16 protein-coding genes are annotated in these 17,443 nt (G+C 69.5%); 4 read left to right on the forward strand and 12 right to left on the reverse strand.

The features are described from left to right. Window positions 1–29: 29 nt before the first annotated feature. Genes O3I_RS40085 through O3I_RS40105 form a run of 5 tightly spaced genes read right to left on the reverse strand, consistent with a single transcriptional unit; the run spans window position 30 to window position 7,652 of the window. Entirely contained in the window at window positions 30–1,190 is a 1,161-nt protein-coding gene (locus O3I_RS40085) for an acyl-CoA dehydrogenase family protein (protein ID WP_014988787.1), read from the reverse strand. Further along, window positions 1,191–3,194, reverse strand: a complete 2,004-nt coding sequence (locus O3I_RS40090) for an acetyl/propionyl/methylcrotonyl-CoA carboxylase subunit alpha (protein WP_014988788.1) — start codon at window positions 3,192–3,194, stop codon at window positions 1,191–1,193. A gap of 8 nt (window positions 3,195–3,202) precedes the next feature. Beyond that, window positions 3,203–4,801 (reverse strand): acyl-CoA carboxylase subunit beta, encoded by a 1,599-nt coding sequence (locus O3I_RS40095; RefSeq protein ID WP_014988789.1) that lies wholly within the window; start codon window positions 4,799–4,801, stop codon window positions 3,203–3,205. Further along, window positions 4,798–5,943, reverse strand: coding sequence for an acyl-CoA dehydrogenase family protein (locus O3I_RS40100; protein ID WP_014988790.1), 1,146 nt, complete (start codon window positions 5,941–5,943; stop codon window positions 4,798–4,800). Before O3I_RS40100 ends, O3I_RS40095 begins: the two co-directional genes overlap by 4 nt. After that, a complete protein-coding gene (locus O3I_RS40105; RefSeq protein WP_014988791.1) occupies window positions 5,940–7,652 on the reverse strand; it encodes an acyclic terpene utilization AtuA family protein in 1,713 nt (570 codons plus the stop codon). The genes O3I_RS40100 and O3I_RS40105 overlap by 4 nt, the downstream gene beginning before the upstream one ends. Before the next feature lie 199 nt (window positions 7,653–7,851). Between O3I_RS40105 and O3I_RS45865 the strand changes: the two genes are divergently transcribed. Next, window positions 7,852–8,013 (forward strand): hypothetical protein, encoded by a 162-nt coding sequence (locus O3I_RS45865; RefSeq protein ID WP_167829206.1) that lies wholly within the window; start codon window positions 7,852–7,854, stop codon window positions 8,011–8,013. A 1-nt stretch (window position 8,014) separates the two neighbouring features. Here O3I_RS45865 and O3I_RS40110 read toward each other — a convergent pair whose 3' ends face one another. From O3I_RS40110 to thiO, 6 genes are all read right to left on the reverse strand, one after another. After that, window positions 8,015–8,779, reverse strand: coding sequence for an adenylate/guanylate cyclase domain-containing protein (locus O3I_RS40110; RefSeq protein ID WP_041564935.1), 765 nt, complete (start codon window positions 8,777–8,779; stop codon window positions 8,015–8,017). A gap of 538 nt (window positions 8,780–9,317) precedes the next feature. Further along, window positions 9,318–10,079 carry an ABC transporter permease gene (locus O3I_RS40115; RefSeq protein WP_014988794.1) on the reverse strand — a complete coding sequence of 254 codons (762 nt, stop codon included), beginning with the start codon at window positions 10,077–10,079 and terminating at the stop codon, window positions 9,318–9,320. Further along, window positions 10,079–11,023: an ABC transporter ATP-binding protein gene (locus O3I_RS40120; protein WP_014988795.1), complete on the reverse strand. Its 945-nt coding sequence runs from the start codon at window positions 11,021–11,023 to the stop codon at window positions 10,079–10,081. The genes O3I_RS40115 and O3I_RS40120 overlap by 1 nt, the downstream gene beginning before the upstream one ends. A 160-nt stretch (window positions 11,024–11,183) precedes the next feature. Further along, window positions 11,184–11,948: a thiazole synthase gene (locus O3I_RS40125; protein WP_014988796.1), complete on the reverse strand. Its 765-nt coding sequence runs from the start codon at window positions 11,946–11,948 to the stop codon at window positions 11,184–11,186. Further along, window positions 11,941–12,159: a sulfur carrier protein ThiS gene (thiS, locus tag O3I_RS40130; RefSeq protein WP_014988797.1), complete on the reverse strand. Its 219-nt coding sequence runs from the start codon at window positions 12,157–12,159 to the stop codon at window positions 11,941–11,943. Before thiS ends, O3I_RS40125 begins: the two co-directional genes overlap by 8 nt. Next, window positions 12,156–13,250, reverse strand: a complete 1,095-nt coding sequence (gene thiO / locus O3I_RS40135) for a glycine oxidase ThiO (protein ID WP_014988798.1) — start codon at window positions 13,248–13,250, stop codon at window positions 12,156–12,158. The genes thiS and thiO overlap by 4 nt, the downstream gene beginning before the upstream one ends. A 169-nt stretch (window positions 13,251–13,419) precedes the next feature. On the opposite strand from thiO, the gene thiE reads away from it, so the two are divergent. Further along, window positions 13,420–14,118: a thiamine phosphate synthase gene (thiE, locus tag O3I_RS40140; protein ID WP_029893276.1), complete on the forward strand. Its 699-nt coding sequence runs from the start codon at window positions 13,420–13,422 to the stop codon at window positions 14,116–14,118. A 46-nt stretch (window positions 14,119–14,164) separates the two neighbouring features. Here the strand turns inward: thiE and O3I_RS40145 are convergent, their stop codons facing one another. Further along, on the reverse strand, window positions 14,165–14,830 hold the full coding sequence (locus O3I_RS40145; RefSeq protein ID WP_014988800.1) for an NUDIX hydrolase: 666 nt from the start codon (window positions 14,828–14,830) through the stop codon (window positions 14,165–14,167). A gap of 181 nt (window positions 14,831–15,011) precedes the next feature. On the opposite strand from O3I_RS40145, the gene O3I_RS40150 reads away from it, so the two are divergent. Both O3I_RS40150 and O3I_RS40155 read left to right on the forward strand, forming a co-directional pair. Further along, a complete protein-coding gene (locus tag O3I_RS40150) occupies window positions 15,012–16,400 on the forward strand; it encodes a hypothetical protein (RefSeq protein ID WP_014988801.1) in 1,389 nt (462 codons plus the stop codon). Continuing rightward, entirely contained in the window at window positions 16,397–17,377 is a 981-nt protein-coding gene (locus O3I_RS40155) for a glutamate ABC transporter substrate-binding protein (RefSeq protein WP_014988802.1), read from the forward strand. The genes O3I_RS40150 and O3I_RS40155 overlap by 4 nt, the downstream gene beginning before the upstream one ends. The last annotated feature ends 66 nt before the right edge of the window (window positions 17,378–17,443 follow it).

Raw genomic sequence — 17,443 nt, forward strand, 5'->3', positions numbered from 1 at the left:
GCGCTCGGCACCCCGGCGGGCGGACGTGGTCAGTAGGACTTGGGCAGGCCGAGCGAGTACTGCGCGACGAAGTTCAGCACCATTTCCCGGCTGACCGGGGCGATCCGGCCGATGCGCGCGGCGGCCAGCATCGCGGCCAGGCCGTACTCCTTGGTCAGGCCCGCGCCGCCGTGGGTCTGGATGGCCTGATCCAGCGCCTTGATACTCGCCTCGGCCGCAGCGTATTTCGCCATGTTCGCCGCCTCGGCGGCACCCATCTCGTCGCCGAGGTCGTAGAGCGTGGCGGCCTTGCGCATCATCAGCTTGGCCAGCTCCAGCTCGATCTTCACCTGCGCCAGCGGATGCGAGATGCCTTGGTGCGCACCGATCGGCGTCTTCCACACCGTGCGCTCCTTGGCGTACTCCACCGCACGATCGATGGCGTAGCGACCCAGGCCGATCGCCATCGCGGCACCCATCACCCGCTCCGGATTGAGACCGGCGAACAACTGCATCAGCGCGGCGTCCTCCTTGCCCACCAGCGCGTTCGCCGGCAGCCGCACGTCATCGAGGAACAGCGTGAACTGATGATCCGGCTCGATGATGTCCATTTCCTGCGGCGTCTTGTGGAAGCCTTCGGCATCGGTCGGCACGATGAACAGCGCGGGCTTGAGCTTGCCGGTCTTGTGATCCTCGGTGCGCGACACGATCAGCACGGCCTCGGCCTGATCCACCCCGGAGATGAAGATCTTGCGGCCGTTGAGGATCCACTCCTCGCCGTCGCGGCGCGCGGTGGTGGTGATCTGGTGCGAATTGGAACCCGCGTCCGGCTCGGTGATGCCGAACACCATTTTGCCGCTGCCGTCACCGAGTTTGGGCAGCCAGGTCTGCTTCTGCTCGTCGGTGCCGTACTTGGTGATGATGGTGCCGCAGATGGCCGGGGAGACCACCATCAGGAGCAGTCCCGCGCCCTGCGCGGACAGCTCCTCCATCACCAGCGCCAGCTCGTAGAGTCCCGCGCCACCGCCGCCGTACTCCTCCGGCAGATTCACCCCGAGGAAGCCGAGTTTGCCTGCCTCGTCCCACAATTCGGTGAGCGGCTCGTTGGCGCGAGCTTTCGGCAGCACGTAGTCGCGATAGTTGTACTTCGCGGCCAGCGCGGCAACAGCCGTCCGTAGCGCCTGCTGTTCTTCAGTCTCGACGAAACTCATTCACGACTCCTGGTTTTCGTTGCTCTCGGCGGGATCGACGACGGCAAGGACGGCGCCCACGTCGACCTGCTGGCCGACGGTGACGTTGACGGCGCTGAGCACGCCGGCGGCGGGGGCGGCGATGGTGTGCTCCATCTTCATCGCCTCCAGCCACAGGATGGGCTGACCCTGTTCGACCCGGCTGCCGACCTCGGCGCCGAGCCGGATCACGCTGCCGGGCATGGGGGCGAGCAGGGAGCCGGTGGCCACCTGGTCGGCCGGATCGCTGAAACGCGGCAGTCTGCGCGCGCTGACCGGCCCGAGCGGCGAGTCCACGCACACCAGATCGCCGTACCGGGCGACGGCGAAATGCCGACGGACCGGGCCTCTTTCGCCCGGCACCGCGAGCACCACGCGGTCGGCGCCCGACTCGACGAGTTCGAGCCCCTCGTAGCCGTCCACCGCGACCACCCCGCGGGTGTAGCGGTAGCCGATATCGTGTGTGCCGCTGGTACGGCTCTCGAACAGCTTGTGCGTCGACTGCGACGGCAGGTTGCGCCAGCCGCTGGGCAGTCCGCCGCCGGCCCGCGCGGCGGCGCGGTTCGCCGCGGCGTCGGCGAGCGCGGCCGCGACCAGCGACAGCGCCTCGTCGGCTGCGGACACCAAAGGCGCTGCCAGCGTGTCCAATCCGTGCGTGCCGAAGAACGCGGTATCGGTGTCACCGGCGAGGAAGGCCGGGTGGCGCAGCACCCGGACCAGCAGGTCGCGGTTGGTCACCAGGCCGTGGATCTGCGCCCGGTGCAGTGCGGTCGCCAGCAGCCGCGCCGCCTCGTCGCGGGTTTCGGCGTAGGAGATGACCTTGGCCAGCATCGGGTCGTAGTGCACGCCGACGACCGAACCGTCCACCACACCGGTGTCCAGCCGGATACCCGGCCGGTCGAGCAGATCGAATTCGGTACGCACCAGCGGGATGTCGAGCCGGTGCACGGTACCGCTCTGCGGCTGCCAGTCCTGCGCCGGATCCTCGGCATAGAGCCGGACCTCGATCGAATGCCCGTGCATCGCAGGCGGTTCCGACGGCAGCGCGGCACCGTCGGCCACGTCGAGTTGCAGGCGAACCAGATCCAGGCCGGTGGTGCACTCGGTGACCGGATGCTCCACCTGCAGCCGGGTATTCATCTCGAGGAAGAAGAATTCGCCGCGCTCGTCGGCGAGGAATTCCACCGTGCCCGCGCCGGTGTAGCCGATCGCGCCCGCGGCCAGCCGCGCCGCCTCGAACAGCCGTTCGCGCATCCCTTCGGTGCGCTCGACCAGCGGCGAGGGCGCCTCCTCGACGACCTTCTGATGCCTGCGCTGGATGGAGCATTCGCGCTCGCCGACCGCCCAGATGGTGCCGTGCGTATCGGCCATCACCTGCACCTCGATATGCCTGCCGGTTTCGAGGTACCGCTCGCAGAACACCGTCGGATCGCCGAAGGCCGACTCGGCCTCGCGCCGCGCCCCTTCGAGCTGCGGGGTCAACTCGGCCAGACTGCGGACCACGCGCATGCCGCGCCCGCCGCCGCCCGCGGACGCCTTGATCAGGACCGGCAGGTGGTCCGCGGTGACCTCGGCCGGGTCCAGCTCGGCGAGCACGGGGACGCCCGCGGCGTCCATCATCTTCTTCGAGGCGACCTTGGAGCCCATCTGCTCGATCGCCTCGACCGGCGGGCCGATCCAAGTCAGCCCGGCCGCGAGCACCGCCTTCGCGAAATCGGCGTTCTCGGACAGGAATCCGTATCCGGGGTGCACGGCGTCGGCGCCCGCGGACAGCGCCGCCGCGATGATCAGATCACCGCGCAGGTAGGTTTCGGCCGGTGTGTTGCCGGGCAGCCGGACCGCCGAATCCGCCTCCGCCACATGCGGGGCGGCCGCGTCGGCGTCCGAATAGACCGCGACGGTGCTCAGACCGGTACGCCGGCAGGTGGCGAACACGCGGCGGGCGATCTCACCCCGATTGGCAACCAGGACACTCGAGATTGGCATCTGATCCCTCACATTCGGAAGACGCCGAAGCCGTCGGCGCCCTTGATCGGGGCATTGTGAATGGCCGACAAGGACATTCCCAACACGGTGCGGGTATCGCGCGGATCGATGACGCCGTCGTCGTAGAGCCGACCGGACATGAACATGGCCAGCGACTCGGCCTCGATCTGCGCCTCGACCATGGCGCGCATCCCGGCGTCGGCCTCCTCGTTGAACGGCTGGCCCTTGGCCTCGGCCGCGGCCCGGCCCACGATCGAGATGACGCCGGCCAGCTGCGCGCCGCCCATCACGGCGGATTTCGCACTGGGCCAGGCGAAAACGAACCGCGGGTCGTAGGCGCGCCCGCACATGCCGTAGTGCCCGGCGCCGTAGGAGGCGCCCATCAGCACCGAGATATGCGGCACCGTCGAATTGGAGACCGCGTTGATCATCATCGCGCCGTGCTTGATGATGCCCTTCTGCTCGTACTCCTTGCCGACCATGTAGCCGGTGGTGTTGTGCAGGAACAGCAGTGGCGTGTCGGACTTGTTCGCCAGCTGGATGAACTGGGTGGCCTTCTGCGATTCCTCGGAGAACAGCACGCCCCGCGCGTTGGCCAGGATGCCGATCGGATAGCCGTGCAGCTCCGCCCAGCCGGTGACCAGGCTGCTGCCGTACAGCGGTTTGAACTCGTCGAAATCGGAGCCGTCCACGATGCGCGCGATCACCTCGCGCGGGTCGAACGGGATCTTCAGATCCGAGGGCACGATGCCGAGCAGATCCTCGGGGTCGTACCGCGGCTCGAGCACCGCCGGGCGCGGGGCCGGGCCCTGCTTGCGCCAGTTCAGCCTGCGGACGATGGCGCGGCCGAGCCGGATCGCGTCCTGCTCGTCGATCGCGTAGTAGTCGGCCAGACCCGAGACGCGGGCGTGCATATCGGCACCGCCGAGCGATTCGTCGTCGGACTCCTCCCCGGTCGCCATCTTGACCAGCGGTGGGCCGCCGAGGAACACCTTGGAGCGCTCCTTGATCATCACCACGTGATCGGACATGCCGGGGATGTAGGCCCCGCCCGCGGTCGAGTTACCGAAAACCAGTGCGATGGTAGGGATTCCGGCCGCCGAGGCGCGGGTGAGGTCGCGGAACATGCGACCGCCGGGCACGAAGACTTCCTTCTGCGTCGGCAGGTCCGCGCCGCCGGACTCCACCAGCGAGATCACCGGCAACCGGTTCTCCCGCACGATGTCGTTGATCCGCAACGTCTTTCGCAGTGTCCACGGGTTGGACGTGCCGCCGCGCACGGTCGGGTCGGGCGCGACGATCATGCATTCGACGCCCTCCACGATCCCGATGCCCGCGATGGTGCTCGCGCCGACGTGGAACTCGCTGCCCCACCCCGCCAGCGGGCACAGCTCCAGGAACGGCGAGTCCTCGTCGACGAGCAGCTCGATCCGCTCGCGCGCGGTCAGCTTGCCGCGCTTGCGATGCCGAGCCAGCTTCTCCGGCCCGCCACCCGCGATCGCCTTGGCGAACTCCCCCTCCACCTCGGTGAGTTTGGCGGTCATGGCTTCCGCCGCGGCCGCGTAATCCGGCGACGCGGTATCCAACGTGCTGCGCAGGGTGGTCAAGACTGGTACCCCAATCGTTTGGCGGCAAGGCCGGTCAGGATTTCGGTGGTGCCACCGCCGATGCCGAGGATGCGCATATCGCGGTATTGGCGTTCGATCTCGGATTCGCGCATGTAGCCGAGGCCGCCGAACAGCTGGACCGCCTGGTTGGCCACCCATTCGCCCGCCTCGACGGCGGTGTTCTTGGCGAAGCAGACCTCGGCGATCAGGTCGGTCTCGCCGTTCGCGCTGCGCTGGGCCACATCCCGGGTGTAGACGCGGGCGACATCGATGCGCCGCGCCATCTCGGTAACCGTGTTCTGCACGGCCTGCCTGCTGATCAGCGGGCGCCCGAAGGTTTCCCGGCTGCGCACCCACTCCAAAGTGAGATCGAGACAGCGCTGCGCGCTCGAATACGCCTGCACCGCAAGGCCGACCCGCTCGCTGACGAACGCGCCCGCGATCTGGAAGAAGCCGGAGTTCTCCGCGCCGACCAGGTTCTCGGCGGGCACCCGGACGTCCACGTAGGACAGTTCGGCGGTGTCGGAGGCGCGCCAGCCCATCTTGTCCAGCTTGCGGCTCACGGTGAAGCCCGGTGTGCCCTTCTCCACCACCAGCAGCGAAATCCCTTGCGAGCCGGGCCCACCCGTGCGGACGGCGGTGACCACGTAGTCGGCGCGGCAGGCCGAGGTGATGTAGGTCTTGGCTCCGTTGACGATGTAGTGATCGCCGTCGCGGCGCGCGGTGGTGGTGAGGTGACCGACATCGGAACCGCCGCCGGGCTCGGTGATGGCCAGCGAACCGATCTTCTCCCCCGCCAGCGTCGGGCGCACCCACCGCTCGATCTGGTCGGGATTGCCCGCGGCGATCATGTGCGGCACCGCGATACCGCAGGTGAACAACGAGGCGAACAAGCCACCCGAGGCCCCGGCCTGGTGCAGTTCCTCGCAGACGATCATCGCGTCGATGCCGTCACCGCCGGCACCGCCGGCGGATTCCGGGAATTGGATGCCGAGCAGACCCAGCGCACCCGCCTTCTTGTGCAGCTCACGCGGGATCTCCCCGTCGCGCTCCCACTCGTCCAGATAGGGCAGGACGTCACGCTCCGCGAAACTGCGCACCGTGGCGCGCAATTCGCGCCGCTCCGGCGTATTCCAGCTCATAACAACTCCAAGGGGATGTCGAGATGACGGGACCGCAGCCATTCGCCGAGTCCTTTGGCCTGTGGGTCGAATCGGGCCTGATAGGCGACGCCCTGTCCGAGCAGTCCCTCGATGATGAAGTTGACCGCGCGCAGATTGGGCAGCACGTGCCGGGTCACGGTCAGCGCGGCGGCTTCGGGCAGCAGCTCTTTCACCCGATCGACCGTGAGTGTGTGCACCAGCCAACGCCATTGGTCCTCGGTGCGTACCCAGACGCCGACATTGGCGTTGCCACCTTTGTCGCCGCTGCGCGCCAGCGCGATGCTGCCGAGGGGAACGCGTCGAGTCTCTCTGCCCACCAACGGTTCCGGCAGCGCGGGCTCGCTCACCTCGGCCAGCACCAGGGTGTCCGCGGCGGGCGCGATCTCGGTGCGCGAACCATCCGGCAGCACCGCGACGTGCGGCACCTCGGTGGCCGCGACGTAGCCCGGCGTATACACACCGTAAGGCGAACCGTTGCCGGGCAACGTGGTGAAGCTGCACCCCGGATAGCTGGCCAGCGCCAACTCGACGGCGACGCTGGAGAAGGCCCGGCCCACCTTGTTCGGGTCGGCGTCGCGCACCACGCAGCGCAGCAGCGCGCTGGCCTGCTCCTCGGTGTCGGCGTCGGGCCGATCCAGGCGGGCCAGTGTCCAGTCCAGCTCCGCGGGCTTGGTCGGCAGCCAGGACTCCAGTTGCCGCTGTGCCAGTTCGGCTTTCGCCTCGATATCGAGCCCGGTGAGGATGAAGGCCATCTCGTTGCGGAAGCCGCCCAGGGTGTTCAGCGAGACCTTCAGCGTGTCGGGCGGGGCCTCGCCGGCGACACCGCTGATCAGTACCCGATCGGGGCCGTCGGCGGCGAGTCGCACCGTGTCCAGCCGGGAGGTGACATCCGGCCCGGCATAGCGCGCGCCCTGGATCTCGTACATCAGCTGCGCCGCGACCGTGTCGACCGTGACCGCACCGCCGGTGCCCGCGTGCTTGGTGATGACACTGCTGCCGTCCCTGCGGATTTCGGCGATCGGGAAGCCGGGCCGGCCGAGATCGGCGAGTTCGGTGAAGAAGGCGAAGTTGCCGCCGGTGGCCTGGGTGCTGCACTCGATCACGTGCCCGGCCACCACCGCACCCGCCAGCTGGTCGTAATCGGTTCGGCCCCAGCCGAAGTGGGCGGCGGCCGGGCCGACGACCACCGACGCGTCGGTGACCCGGCCGGTCACCACGATATCGGCGCCGGCGTGCAGACATTCGACGATGCCCCAGGCGCCGAGGTAGGCGTTGGCGGTGAGCGGGGAGCCGAGGCCGAGTTCGCTTGCGCGACCGACCAAATCGTCGCCTTCGACGTAAGCGATCTTGGCGTCGAGACCGAGGTCCGCGGCCACCTTGCGCAGGCGCTCCGCGAGGCCGGCGGGATTCAGACCGCCCGCGTTGGCGACGATCTGCACATTACGTTCCAACGCCAGCCCGAGGCAGTCCTCGAGCTGTTTGACGAAGGTCTTGGCATAACCGAGGCTCGGGTCCTTCATCCGGTCCCGGCCGAGGATCAGCATGGTCAACTCGGCGAGGTAGTCCCCGGTGAGCACGTCGAGCTGCCCACCTTCGAGCATCTCGCGCATCGCGCTGAACCGATCGCCGTAGAAGCCGGAACAGTTGCCGATCCGGAGGACCTCCGGATTCACGGCCAGCGTACTCATCAGCGGGTATGCCTCCTCTGCGGTGCCGGACCGGCAGGGCGCAGCCGCGTGCCGCACCCGTGAAGTCCGCGTTCCGGGGTTCAGCATCACACCGCACACAGAAAAAAGCAAGCGCGCGTGCTTGTTAATCGGCTGTGGGTCAGATCACCGCGGGAAGCGCGTGGAAAGCGAGTCATCAGGACAGAGCACAATGGGCCCCGTGTCTACTGATGTCACCGTGATTCTCTTGATCGCCCTGGCCGGATTCCTGCTCGGCGGGGCGTATACGACGTGGAAGACCGCGCGACCGCTGTCGATCGCACTCGGGGTCTGCGCGGTACTCGCCGCGGCGGGCGGCATCACCTGGTGGATCGGGTCCTGACTCAGTTCTCGGACAGCCGGAAGATGCGCAGGTCCTCGGGGACACCGCTGAGCGGCGCGGCGAAGAAGCTACGGCGATACGGCTTCACGGCGTAACCCAGTTCCGCGAGCGTCTCCGGCTTCAGCGACTGCAACGTCGCCTCGGACAGCATCGTGTTGCCGTTGCCGCCCGCCTCCATCACCCGGGCCGCGATGGTGACGTCCACACCCAGCCAGTCGCCGCCGATTTCCCGCGGCGAGCCGGTATGCAGGCCGATCCGCATCTGCGGGCGGTAGTCCCGCACCTTCACGTCGGCCAGGTTGCGTTTGGCGTTGATCGCGGCGCGCACCGCGCGCTCGGCGGACGGGAACACCGCCATGACGCCGTCACCCATCCGCTTGACCACCTGACCGCCACGCTCGGCGATCGGCGGCTCGATGGCCTTGGCCACGCGGCGGAGCAACTCCAGGGTCGCCTCGTCGCCCGCGGAGAGCGACCAATTGGAGAACGCCACCAGATCGGTGAACATGACGGTTATCTCTTGGTTACCTTTGCCGCGGCCGACGCGCTCCAGCATCGCCTGCCAGACCTGCAACGCGCCGAAGCCGATCTCCCTGGCCGCGCTGGGGGTGTCGCCGACCAGCTTGTCCGCGGCGCGCGCGACGGCCCGCGCGCCACCGGGGCCCGAAACCGACAGCGGGTCACCGAAAGAAGGGTCACCGGGCAGCTGCTCACGCGCTTTGCGGAGCACGCCGATGAGATCTTTCCGGTTGTTCGCCGCGTTCATCAGCGTGGAAAGCTGACCTTTGCGCAGCCCCGCGCGGGACCGGCGGATCGGCCCGTCCGCGTCCGCGGGTACCAGCGGGATGACGACCTCGGGCGGAAGGGCATTCTCGCCCTCCGAATCCGACCCGGGCGCAGCACCGCCGGAAGGTGTTTCGCTCACGTGCAGAGGGTATCTCAGCCGTCCCGCGGCTGGTGGATCGCTGATCATGGCCACCTTGCTACCTCCCGACGGACGCAGCGGGCACGACATTGGGGCCGCCGATGGATAACGAGCTGGTTGCTGGTTCGAACTGTACTCGCGGATCCGCCCCCGCTGAAGCGACGCGATTCACAGTTTCCGCGATGTTCACAGGGCCCGCCGACCGGCCATAATGCCCTCGGCCGAAACATCATCGGCCCGGCACGAAGGGGATTCGCACCGGGCCGATGATCACACCGTCCACCGGGCAGTGGCGGGCGGTGCCTGGGCGCGCGGACCTCCCGACAAGGTCGGCGCCCCAACCCGAGTGGCGAGGGAGGGCGACTCGGGTAGTTCGTGGTCAGGCGTCGCGCTGGTTCACCAGGACCAGTGCGGCGCCGTAAACGATCGCCGTGAAGGCGGCGAAGTAGAGCAGGCTGCCCCACGGACCCCAGTGCCAGTTGGCGCCGGAATCCGAGACGCTCAGGAAGTGGCTGGCGTTCTGGAACGGCAGGAACGGACCCACGTTGCGCCCGAAGCTGCCGAACGCCCCGAGCAGCGGCTCGATCAGCAGCGACCAGAGCACGATCAGCGAGATCGCGGCCGCGGACTGCCGGACCAGCACACCCACGCCGATCGCGACCGCGATCATGAGGAAGGCGTAGATGGGGATCCCGTAGACCGCCCGCCACTGTCCGTCCAGGGCCAGATCGGCGTTCGAGGCCGAGCCCGCGATCGCCTTGGCCACGCCGACGGCGAGGAAGGCCAGGATCGTGGTGAGCACGGCGCTGAAGACGCCGACCAGCGCGGTCTTGGTCAGCAGCACCTTGGTGCGATTGGGCACCGCCTGGAAGGTGGTCCGGATGACGCCGAAACGGTACTCGCTGGTCACGGTCAACGCGGCCATGATCATCAGCACCATCACGCCGAACCCGACGACACCCGAGGTCGCGGTGCTCACGTCCAGGTTCGGCGTGCCCTGCGCGGGCTCGTCCCCGGAGGACTTGACCACCAGGGAGAACAGCGCGGCGAGGCCGAGACCGAGTGCGACGACGACCGCCGAGCACCACCAGGGCGACCTGGTCGAGGTGAGCTTGATTCGTTCTGCTGCCAGCACGCCCATCAGAGCGCACCTCCCATCGCCTGGTCGAGGCCTTCGCCGTGGTACTGCACCGCGCCGCCGGTCATCCGCATAAACGCTTCCTCCAGGGAGGCGCGCTGCGGCGCGAGCTCGAACAGTGTGATGTCGTTCGCGCCGGCCAGCTTGCCGACCGCGTCGCTGGCCACTCCCGCCACGACGAGCGCGGGCCCGTCCTGGCCGCTGCCGTCCTCGCGCACGGTCATGCCGTTGGAGGTGAGCAGGCTGCGCAACTGGTCAAGCTGCGGGCTGCGCACGCGCACCGACTGTTCGGAGGCGCGCTCGATGAATTCCTGTGTGGTGGTGTCGGAGATCAGCTGTCCGCGCCCGATCACCACGAGATGTTCGGCGGTCTGCGCCATCTCCGAGAGCAGGTGGCTGGAGACCAGCACGGTGCGGCCCTCGGCGGCCAGGCGCTGCATGAACCGGCGGATCCACAGGATGCCCTCCGGGTCGAGGCCGTTGACCGGCTCGTCGAACAGGAGCACCTGCGGGTCGCCGAGCAGCGCGCCGGCCAGGCCGAGCCGCTGCGACATGCCGAGCGAGAAACCGCCCGCGGTCTTGCCCGCCACCTCGGACAGGCCGACCAGTCGCAGCACCTCCTCCACCCGCGACTTCGGGATGTCGTTGGAGGCGGCCATCCACTCGAGGTGGGCGCGCGCCGAACGGTTCGGATGCACCCACTTGGCATCGAGCAGCGCGCCGACGGTGCGCAGCGGATGGTCCAGTTCACGGTACGGCTTGCCCAAGATGTGCGCGGTCCCCGCGGTGGGCTTGTCCAGCCCGAGGATCATTCGCATCGTCGTCGACTTACCGGCGCCGTTCGGGCCCAGGAACCCCGTCACCTGTCCGGGTCGAACGGTGAAGGAGAGATCCTGAACCGCGACGGTCTGCCCGTAGTGCTTGGTCAGCCCTCTCAGCTCGATCATGACGACCAGCATTCCCGAAAATCGGGCGACGCGCGTCACTAGAAGGTGTCGATTTCGATCATCCTCGAGGATGATCCACACCCTGACGAGCTGATACCCACACCCTGACGGACCCCTGACGATCGCGCAACGGGGGTCATCCTTCAGGGATAGGTCCTGGTCAGAGCGCGGGTGACGAAGCCTGCGCCCAGAACCGCTTGGGGATCCGGCCCGCCTGCCTGGCCAGGTATCCGGCCCGCACCGCGGCGGCCATCGCCTCGGCCATCAACTCCGGTTGACGCGCCCGGGTCACCGCGGTCGCCAGCAGCACCGCCGAGCAGCCGAGTTCCATGGCGAGCGCGGCGTCGCTCGCGGTGCCGATGCCCGCGTCCAGGATGACCGGGACCTTCGCCTCGGCGACGATCATCTCGATGTTGTGCGGGTTGCCGATGCCCAGGCCGGTGCCGATCGGCGCACCGAGCGGCATCACCGCGACGCAGCCCGCCTCCTCCAGCCGGCGCGCCAGGATCGGGTCGTCGCTCGTGTAGGGCAGCACGGTGAAGCCGTCGTCGACCAATTGTTCGGCGGCGGTGAGCAATTCGACCGGATCGGGCAGCAGGGTGCGCTCGTCGGCGACCACCTCGAGCTTCACCCAGTCGGTGCCGAGCGCCTCCCGGGCCAGTTGCGCGGTGAGCACGGCCTCGGCCGCCGTGCGGCAACCGGCCGTATTGGGCAGCGGCTGAATGTCCAAGCGCTTCAACAGGTCCAGCACGCCGGTGCCGCCCGCGGCATCCACCCGGCGCATGGCGACGGTGGTCAGTTCGGTGCCCGAGGCGATCAGCGCCTCCTCCAGCACCGCGAGGTTGTCCGCCCCGCCGGTACCCATGATGAGCCGGGAACCGAACTCGCGGTCCGCGATTCGCAGCGGAGCGTGCGCCTCAGCCACCCTGGACCGCCGTGAGCACCTCGATCTGCCAGCCCCGCCCGACCGGTTCGTCCCAGCGGGACTTGGGGAACACCGCGCCGTCCACCGCGAGCGCGATGCCCTGACAGGGCAGCTCGAGGCGGCTCAGCAACTCACGCACGGTGAGGGTGTCGGCGAACTCGTGATCGGTACCGTTCACGGTGACGCCGATGGGGACGGATGTCGAAGTCATCGAACTCCTCCTGCGGATGACAAGGACGGCGGGTGGGCCGTCGAAAAGCGTTGCGGGTCGGCGTGTTCCGCCTCGGGCAACGGGGTTCCGGCGAGCTGGGCGAGCACCGCGTCCACGGTCAGCGGCATGGTCAGCATGCCGTTGCGGCCGTGGCCGGTGGCCGCGATGATCCGGTCGGTCAGCCTGCCGAGCAGCGGCAGGTTGTCCGGTGTGCCGGGGCGCGCGCCTGCGCTCGCCTCGGCCAGCTCGTATTCGCCGATGCTCGGGAATATCGCCTCGGCGTCGGCGATCAGGTCGCGGACCCCGGCGACGGTCACCGTCGTGTCGAAACCCGCCTCGTATTGGGTTGCGCCGACCACGATTCCGTCGGCGCGCGGGACCAGGTACACCGCCCGGCCGTGCACCCTGGCCCGGATCACCCGCTGCGGCGCGGGCGCCACACCGGGCCGCTGCCGCAGCCGCAGGATCTCGCCCTTGACCGGGCGGACCGGCAGCGCGGGCCACAGCCGGGCCGAGGCGGCACCGGCGGCGAGCACGATCTGATCGTGGTCGAGGGCGTCGAGCGAGTCGACCCGCTCGGCGCGGATCCGGACCCCGGCCGCCTCGGCCGCCTGGCGCAATCCGGCCACGAGCCGTCGATTGTCGATCGCGGGCTCGGCGGGCGCGTGCAGTCCGGCACGGACCGTGCGCGCCAGGGACGGCTCCAGCGCGCGGACGCCCGCGCGATCCAGCAGCCGCAGGTCGTGGCCGCGGCCGCCGACCCAGTCGGCCACCGTGCGCAGGTCCGCGAGATCGGCCGCGTCGAGCGCGACGGTCAGGGTCGCATCGGCCACCAGGACCGCCACCCCGGTCGCGGCCTCGATCCGGGCGGCGAACTCGGGCCAGCGGGCCAGTGCGGCGGCGCCGAAATCGAGCACCCGGTCCTCGCCCGGCCAGCCTTCCGACAGCGGGGCGAGCATCCCGCCCGCCACCCAGGAGGCCCCGGATCCGACGGCAGGATCGCACAGGGTGACCGACCAGCCGGCCTCGGCGGCCCGCCAGGCCACGCCGAGTCCGATGACGCCGCCACCGACGACGGCCAGCGTCCGCATCCGTTCCACCTGCCTTTGTATCTGGTCGGCGACGTTCCGGGCGCCTTCCTGGTCACCCGCGCCCGAGCCCCGGCGGGCCGCCGTGCGCGGCCACCGCGCGAGCGGCCGGCGGGCCCGGCGCTCGTGCCGCCGTTCGCTTCCCCACGGTAGCGCGGCTACGGTCGAAGGCGTGCAACCGTCCCACCCCAATCGACCCGCATCGCCCAGGGAGCGCTTGGCCACCGCTCGGCTCTATCTCTGTACCGACGCCCGGCGGGAGAAAGGCGACCTCGCCAAGTTCGCCGAAGCCGCGCTCGCGGGTGGGGTCGACATCATCCAGCTCCGCGACAAAGGTTCGCCCGGCGAGGCGAAGTTCGGCCCGCTGGAGGCGCGGGCCGAACTCGGCGCGCTGGCCGAACTGAAGGCCGCGGCCCGCAGGCACGGCGCGCTGGTCGCGGTGAACGATCGCGCCGATATCGCGCTGGCCGCGGGCGCCGACATCCTGCACCTCGGGCAGGGCGACCTGCCGCCCTGGTACGCCCGTCGCATCCTGGGCCAGGACGTGGTGATCGGACGCTCCACGCACAACCGCGCGCAGGCCGGTCTCGCCGCGATCGACGAGCACATCGATTACTTCTGCACCGGCCCGGTGTACGCGACACCGACCAAGCCTGGCCGCCAGGCCGCAGGCATCGACCTGGTCCGTTCCACCTCCGACGCCCACCCGACCCGGCCGTGGTTCGCGATCGGCGGCATCGACGCGCACAACTTGCCGGAGGTGCTCGGCGCGGGCGCGACCCGCATCGTGGTGGTTCGTGCGATCACCGCGGCAGACGATCCGCAATCGGCGGCCCGAGCGCTGAAGACCGCGCTCCTCGCGAACGCCTGACCGTTCGAACAGCGTGCGACGGTGGCAGTTTCGATGCTCGGCACCCTCAGGAGAGCACTTGGCCCCTGGTGAGCGAGAGCACGGTACCCGCCGCCGTGGCGTCGGACGGGGCGTCGGTGATGCGCGCGCAGTCACCGGGGCCGTCGGGATCGGTGTGCAGCCAGAAGAAGCCGCGGGCGGCGAGGTCGACGGTGCGCGGCAGCGCCGCGGCGACGGCCCGGTCCTCGTCGAGTTCGTCGAGGCAGACCCGGGCCGGCGCGGCGCGCAGGCCGGGCCAGGCGGCGGCGAAGCCCGGATGCAGCAGCCGCGCTTCGACCTCGGCCTCCGGAATCCAGGCGAGTTCGGCACTCTCGCGGTTGCGGCTGGTCGGCAGCGTGCGGCCAGCGTCGGCGATCACCGTCGTGTAGGTCCAGCCGCTCTGCGCGGCCGCGGTCACCCGCTCGCCGCGCACCCGGACATCGGCGGGATTGATGCCCGCTTCCTCCCAGGCCTCGCGCACCGCGGCATGCACCGGGGTCTCGTGACTGTCTCGGGCGCCGCCGGGCAGTGCCCACGTGCCGCCCTGATGACTCCACGCCGCCCGATGCTGCATCAGCACCGCCGAGCCGCCGTCGGTGAGCGGCGCGCGCAGCAGCAGCCCCGCGGCGCCGAAGCGGCCCCAATGTTTCAATCCGTCGGGCCCCCGCGACCACCCGTCACCGTCACCACGCATCTCGTACCCATCTTCATCCAGCCGTCCCCGGACCTACCGCTGACTGCCAACCAGGGGTATTTCACACGCCACGGCGTCACTACGACCACAATAAACTCCGCACCAGCACACGCGGAGCGATCGACCGGCCGGTGGCGCCGTCGAGAAATCCGCGAATACGGCCCAGACTGAGGAGGTGGACATGGCTCGAACCGGGCAGACAACGACGGCACTACGACCGTCGCCGATCGCCGAGCCGGCCGCTGCGGACAGTCCGGCGGCACTGCGGGTCGCGCTCGTGCGCGAACAGTTCGACCCCGCCCGGCTGCGACTGTTCGCCCGCTCCTCGCCCGGCCGGTTGATCGCGATCGGGCTGCTGCTCATCGGATTGTGCGTGGCCGCGGGCTGGGTGACCGGCGCGACCGTGGGCGAGCGCCAGCAGGCGCTCAATGTCCTGCTCGACGACACCGAACCGGATTCCTACTCCGCACACCGCCTCTACACCTCGCTGTCCATCGCCGACGCGGCCGCGAGCACCGCGTTCATCGCGGGCGGGCTGGAGCCGCAGACGGTGCGCGATCGCTATACCCAGGCCATCGGTGAGGCGGCTGCGGAACTGGTCGCGCAGACCGGCCACACCCGGGGCGCCGGGACGGGCGTGGCCGACACGACCGACACGAACCTCCGGATCGGAATTGCCACCCGGTTGCCGGTGTACACGGGCGTCATCGAGACCGCGCGGACCAACAATCGCAGCGGTTACCCGGTCGGCGGCGCGTATCTGAGCGAAGCGTCCAACCAGATGCAGACCGATGTGCTGCCGATGGCCGAGGAACTACAGAACCGGCGTTCGGCGGCGGTGACCGAGGCCCAGCGCAATCATGTCCGCCCACCGTGGACCGCGATCGTGCTGCTGATCCTCGCGCTGGCGGCGTTGGTATGGGCGCAGTTCGATCTCGCGAAGCGCTGGCGCCGGGTGCTCAACCCCGGGCTGCTGCTCGCCTCGGCGGCGGTGGTCGTGCTGCTGGTGTGGACCGTGGTCGCGGGCGCGATCTCGGCCACCTCGATGATCCGTGCCCGCGACGACGGCGCGGTACCCGCCTCCCGGCTCACCGAGAGCCGGATCCTGGCCCAGCAGGCCCGCTCCGCGGAGACACTGAAACTGGCCCGCCGCGATGCCACCGGCGACTACGACCGCACCTTCGACGCGAACATCGCCCGCCTCGCCGATCTGCTCGGCGGATATCCGAGTTCCGCGCCCGCCGCCGAGGACGTGCGCAATGCCGTTCCGGCGCTGTCCCGTTGGCGGGTGGCGCACCAGCGGATGAACGACACCCTGGCCCGCGGCGACTTCAACGGTGCGGCGAGTGTGGCGACCGGCCCGGGCGCGGCCGACGCCGCGGCGCAGGTCGAGGCGCTGGACAGCGCACTGGAAAAGGGCATCGACAAGACGCGTAATACGTTACGGGACAAGATATTCCGCGCCGCGTGGGTGCTCGACTTCATGGGTCCCGGGGCGTTGCTGCTCGGCATCGTGGCCGCGGGCTGCGTCGGAATCGGCCTCTGGCCTCGATTACGGGAGTACCGATGAGACCCGGCCGCGGCCTGCTCGCCGCCACACTCGCCGCTGTCGCACTGCTCGGCGGTTGTACGAGCCAATCCGCCGCACCGCTGCCGACCAACACGACCAAATACACCGAGCCGCCGTATCCGGCCAAAGCCATTCCGGTGCTGACGGATTCGCCGTTCTCCTCGGATAAGGCGCCGCAATGCGGCGACCCGACATTGAGCCTGCGCCCCACCGGCGCGGCTGCCGGGGCGCGCGGTCCGAGCATCGACGCGATCCGGGCCCGGGGTCGCCTGCTCGTCGGATTGGACGCGGGCAGTAACCTTTTCAGCTTCCGCGACCCGATCACCGGGTCCATTGTCGGCTTCGACTCCGATATCGCCCGCGAGGTCGCGCGCGATCTGCTCGGCAGCCCGGACCTGGTCGAGTACCGGATGCTCGGCTCCGCCGACCGGGAAATCGCCTTGCAGAGCCACGATGTGGACATCGTGGCCAAGACCATGACGATCACCTGCGAGCGGCGGCAGCGGGTGACCTTCTCCACCGTCTATCTGCACTCCTACCAGCGGGTGCTCGCGTTCAAGAACTCCGGGATCAACGGCGTCGGCGACCTCGCGGGCAAGCGGGTGTGCGTGGTGCGCGGCACCACGTCGCTGGATCGCATCCGGGTGCAGCAGCCCGCCGCCACCATTCTCACCGTGCCCAACTGGGCCGACTGCCTGGTCGTGCTGCAGCAGGGCCAGGTCGACGCGGTGACCACCGACGACTCCATCCTCGCCGGATTGGCCGCACAGGACCCATACACGCAGGTGGTCGGCGACAAGATCAGCGTGGAGCCCTACGGCATCGGCATCCCCAAGGGCGACGACGATCTGGTGCGGTTCGTGAACGGCACCCTGGAGCGCATCCGCAACGACGGGACCTGGGATCGCTTCTACCGCCAGTGGTTGTCCGTCCTCGGCCCGTCGCCCGGTCCGCCCGCACCGAACTACCTGGACTGACCGCCGATGAACGACTCCGACGATCCTTCCCTCGACGCGGACGAAAGCGCCGCCGCTCCGGGCGGT

Source organism: Nocardia brasiliensis ATCC 700358 (genome assembly GCF_000250675.2).
In the GTDB taxonomy this organism is placed as follows: domain Bacteria; phylum Actinomycetota; class Actinomycetes; order Mycobacteriales; family Mycobacteriaceae; genus Nocardia; species Nocardia brasiliensis_B.

Coding starts and splice junctions, on each gene's coding strand:
- O3I_RS40085 (WP_014988787.1), bottom strand. CDS start 1,190: ATGAGTTTCGTCGAGACTGAAGAACAGCAGGCGCTACGGACGGCTGTT.
- O3I_RS40090 (WP_014988788.1), bottom strand. CDS start 3,194: ATGCCAATCTCGAGTGTCCTGGTTGCCAATCGGGGTGAGATCGCCCGC.
- O3I_RS40100 (WP_014988790.1), bottom strand. CDS start 5,943: ATGAGCTGGAATACGCCGGAGCGGCGCGAATTGCGCGCCACGGTGCGC.
- O3I_RS40105 (WP_014988791.1), bottom strand. CDS start 7,652: ATGAGTACGCTGGCCGTGAATCCGGAGGTCCTCCGGATCGGCAACTGT.
- O3I_RS40110 (WP_041564935.1), bottom strand. CDS start 8,779: ATGAACGCGGCGAACAACCGGAAAGATCTCATCGGCGTGCTCCGCAAA.
- O3I_RS40115 (WP_014988794.1), bottom strand. CDS start 10,079: ATGGGCGTGCTGGCAGCAGAACGAATCAAGCTCACCTCGACCAGGTCG.
- O3I_RS40120 (WP_014988795.1), bottom strand. CDS start 11,023: ATGATCGAGCTGAGAGGGCTGACCAAGCACTACGGGCAGACCGTCGCG.
- thiS (WP_014988797.1), bottom strand. CDS start 12,159: ATGACTTCGACATCCGTCCCCATCGGCGTCACCGTGAACGGTACCGAT.
- thiO (WP_014988798.1), bottom strand. CDS start 13,250: ATGCGGACGCTGGCCGTCGTCGGTGGCGGCGTCATCGGACTCGGCGTG.
- O3I_RS40145 (WP_014988800.1), bottom strand. CDS start 14,830: ATGCGTGGTGACGGTGACGGGTGGTCGCGGGGGCCCGACGGATTGAAA.
- O3I_RS40150 (WP_014988801.1), top strand. CDS start 15,012: ATGGCTCGAACCGGGCAGACAACGACGGCACTACGACCGTCGCCGATC.
- O3I_RS40155 (WP_014988802.1), top strand. CDS start 16,397: ATGAGACCCGGCCGCGGCCTGCTCGCCGCCACACTCGCCGCTGTCGCA.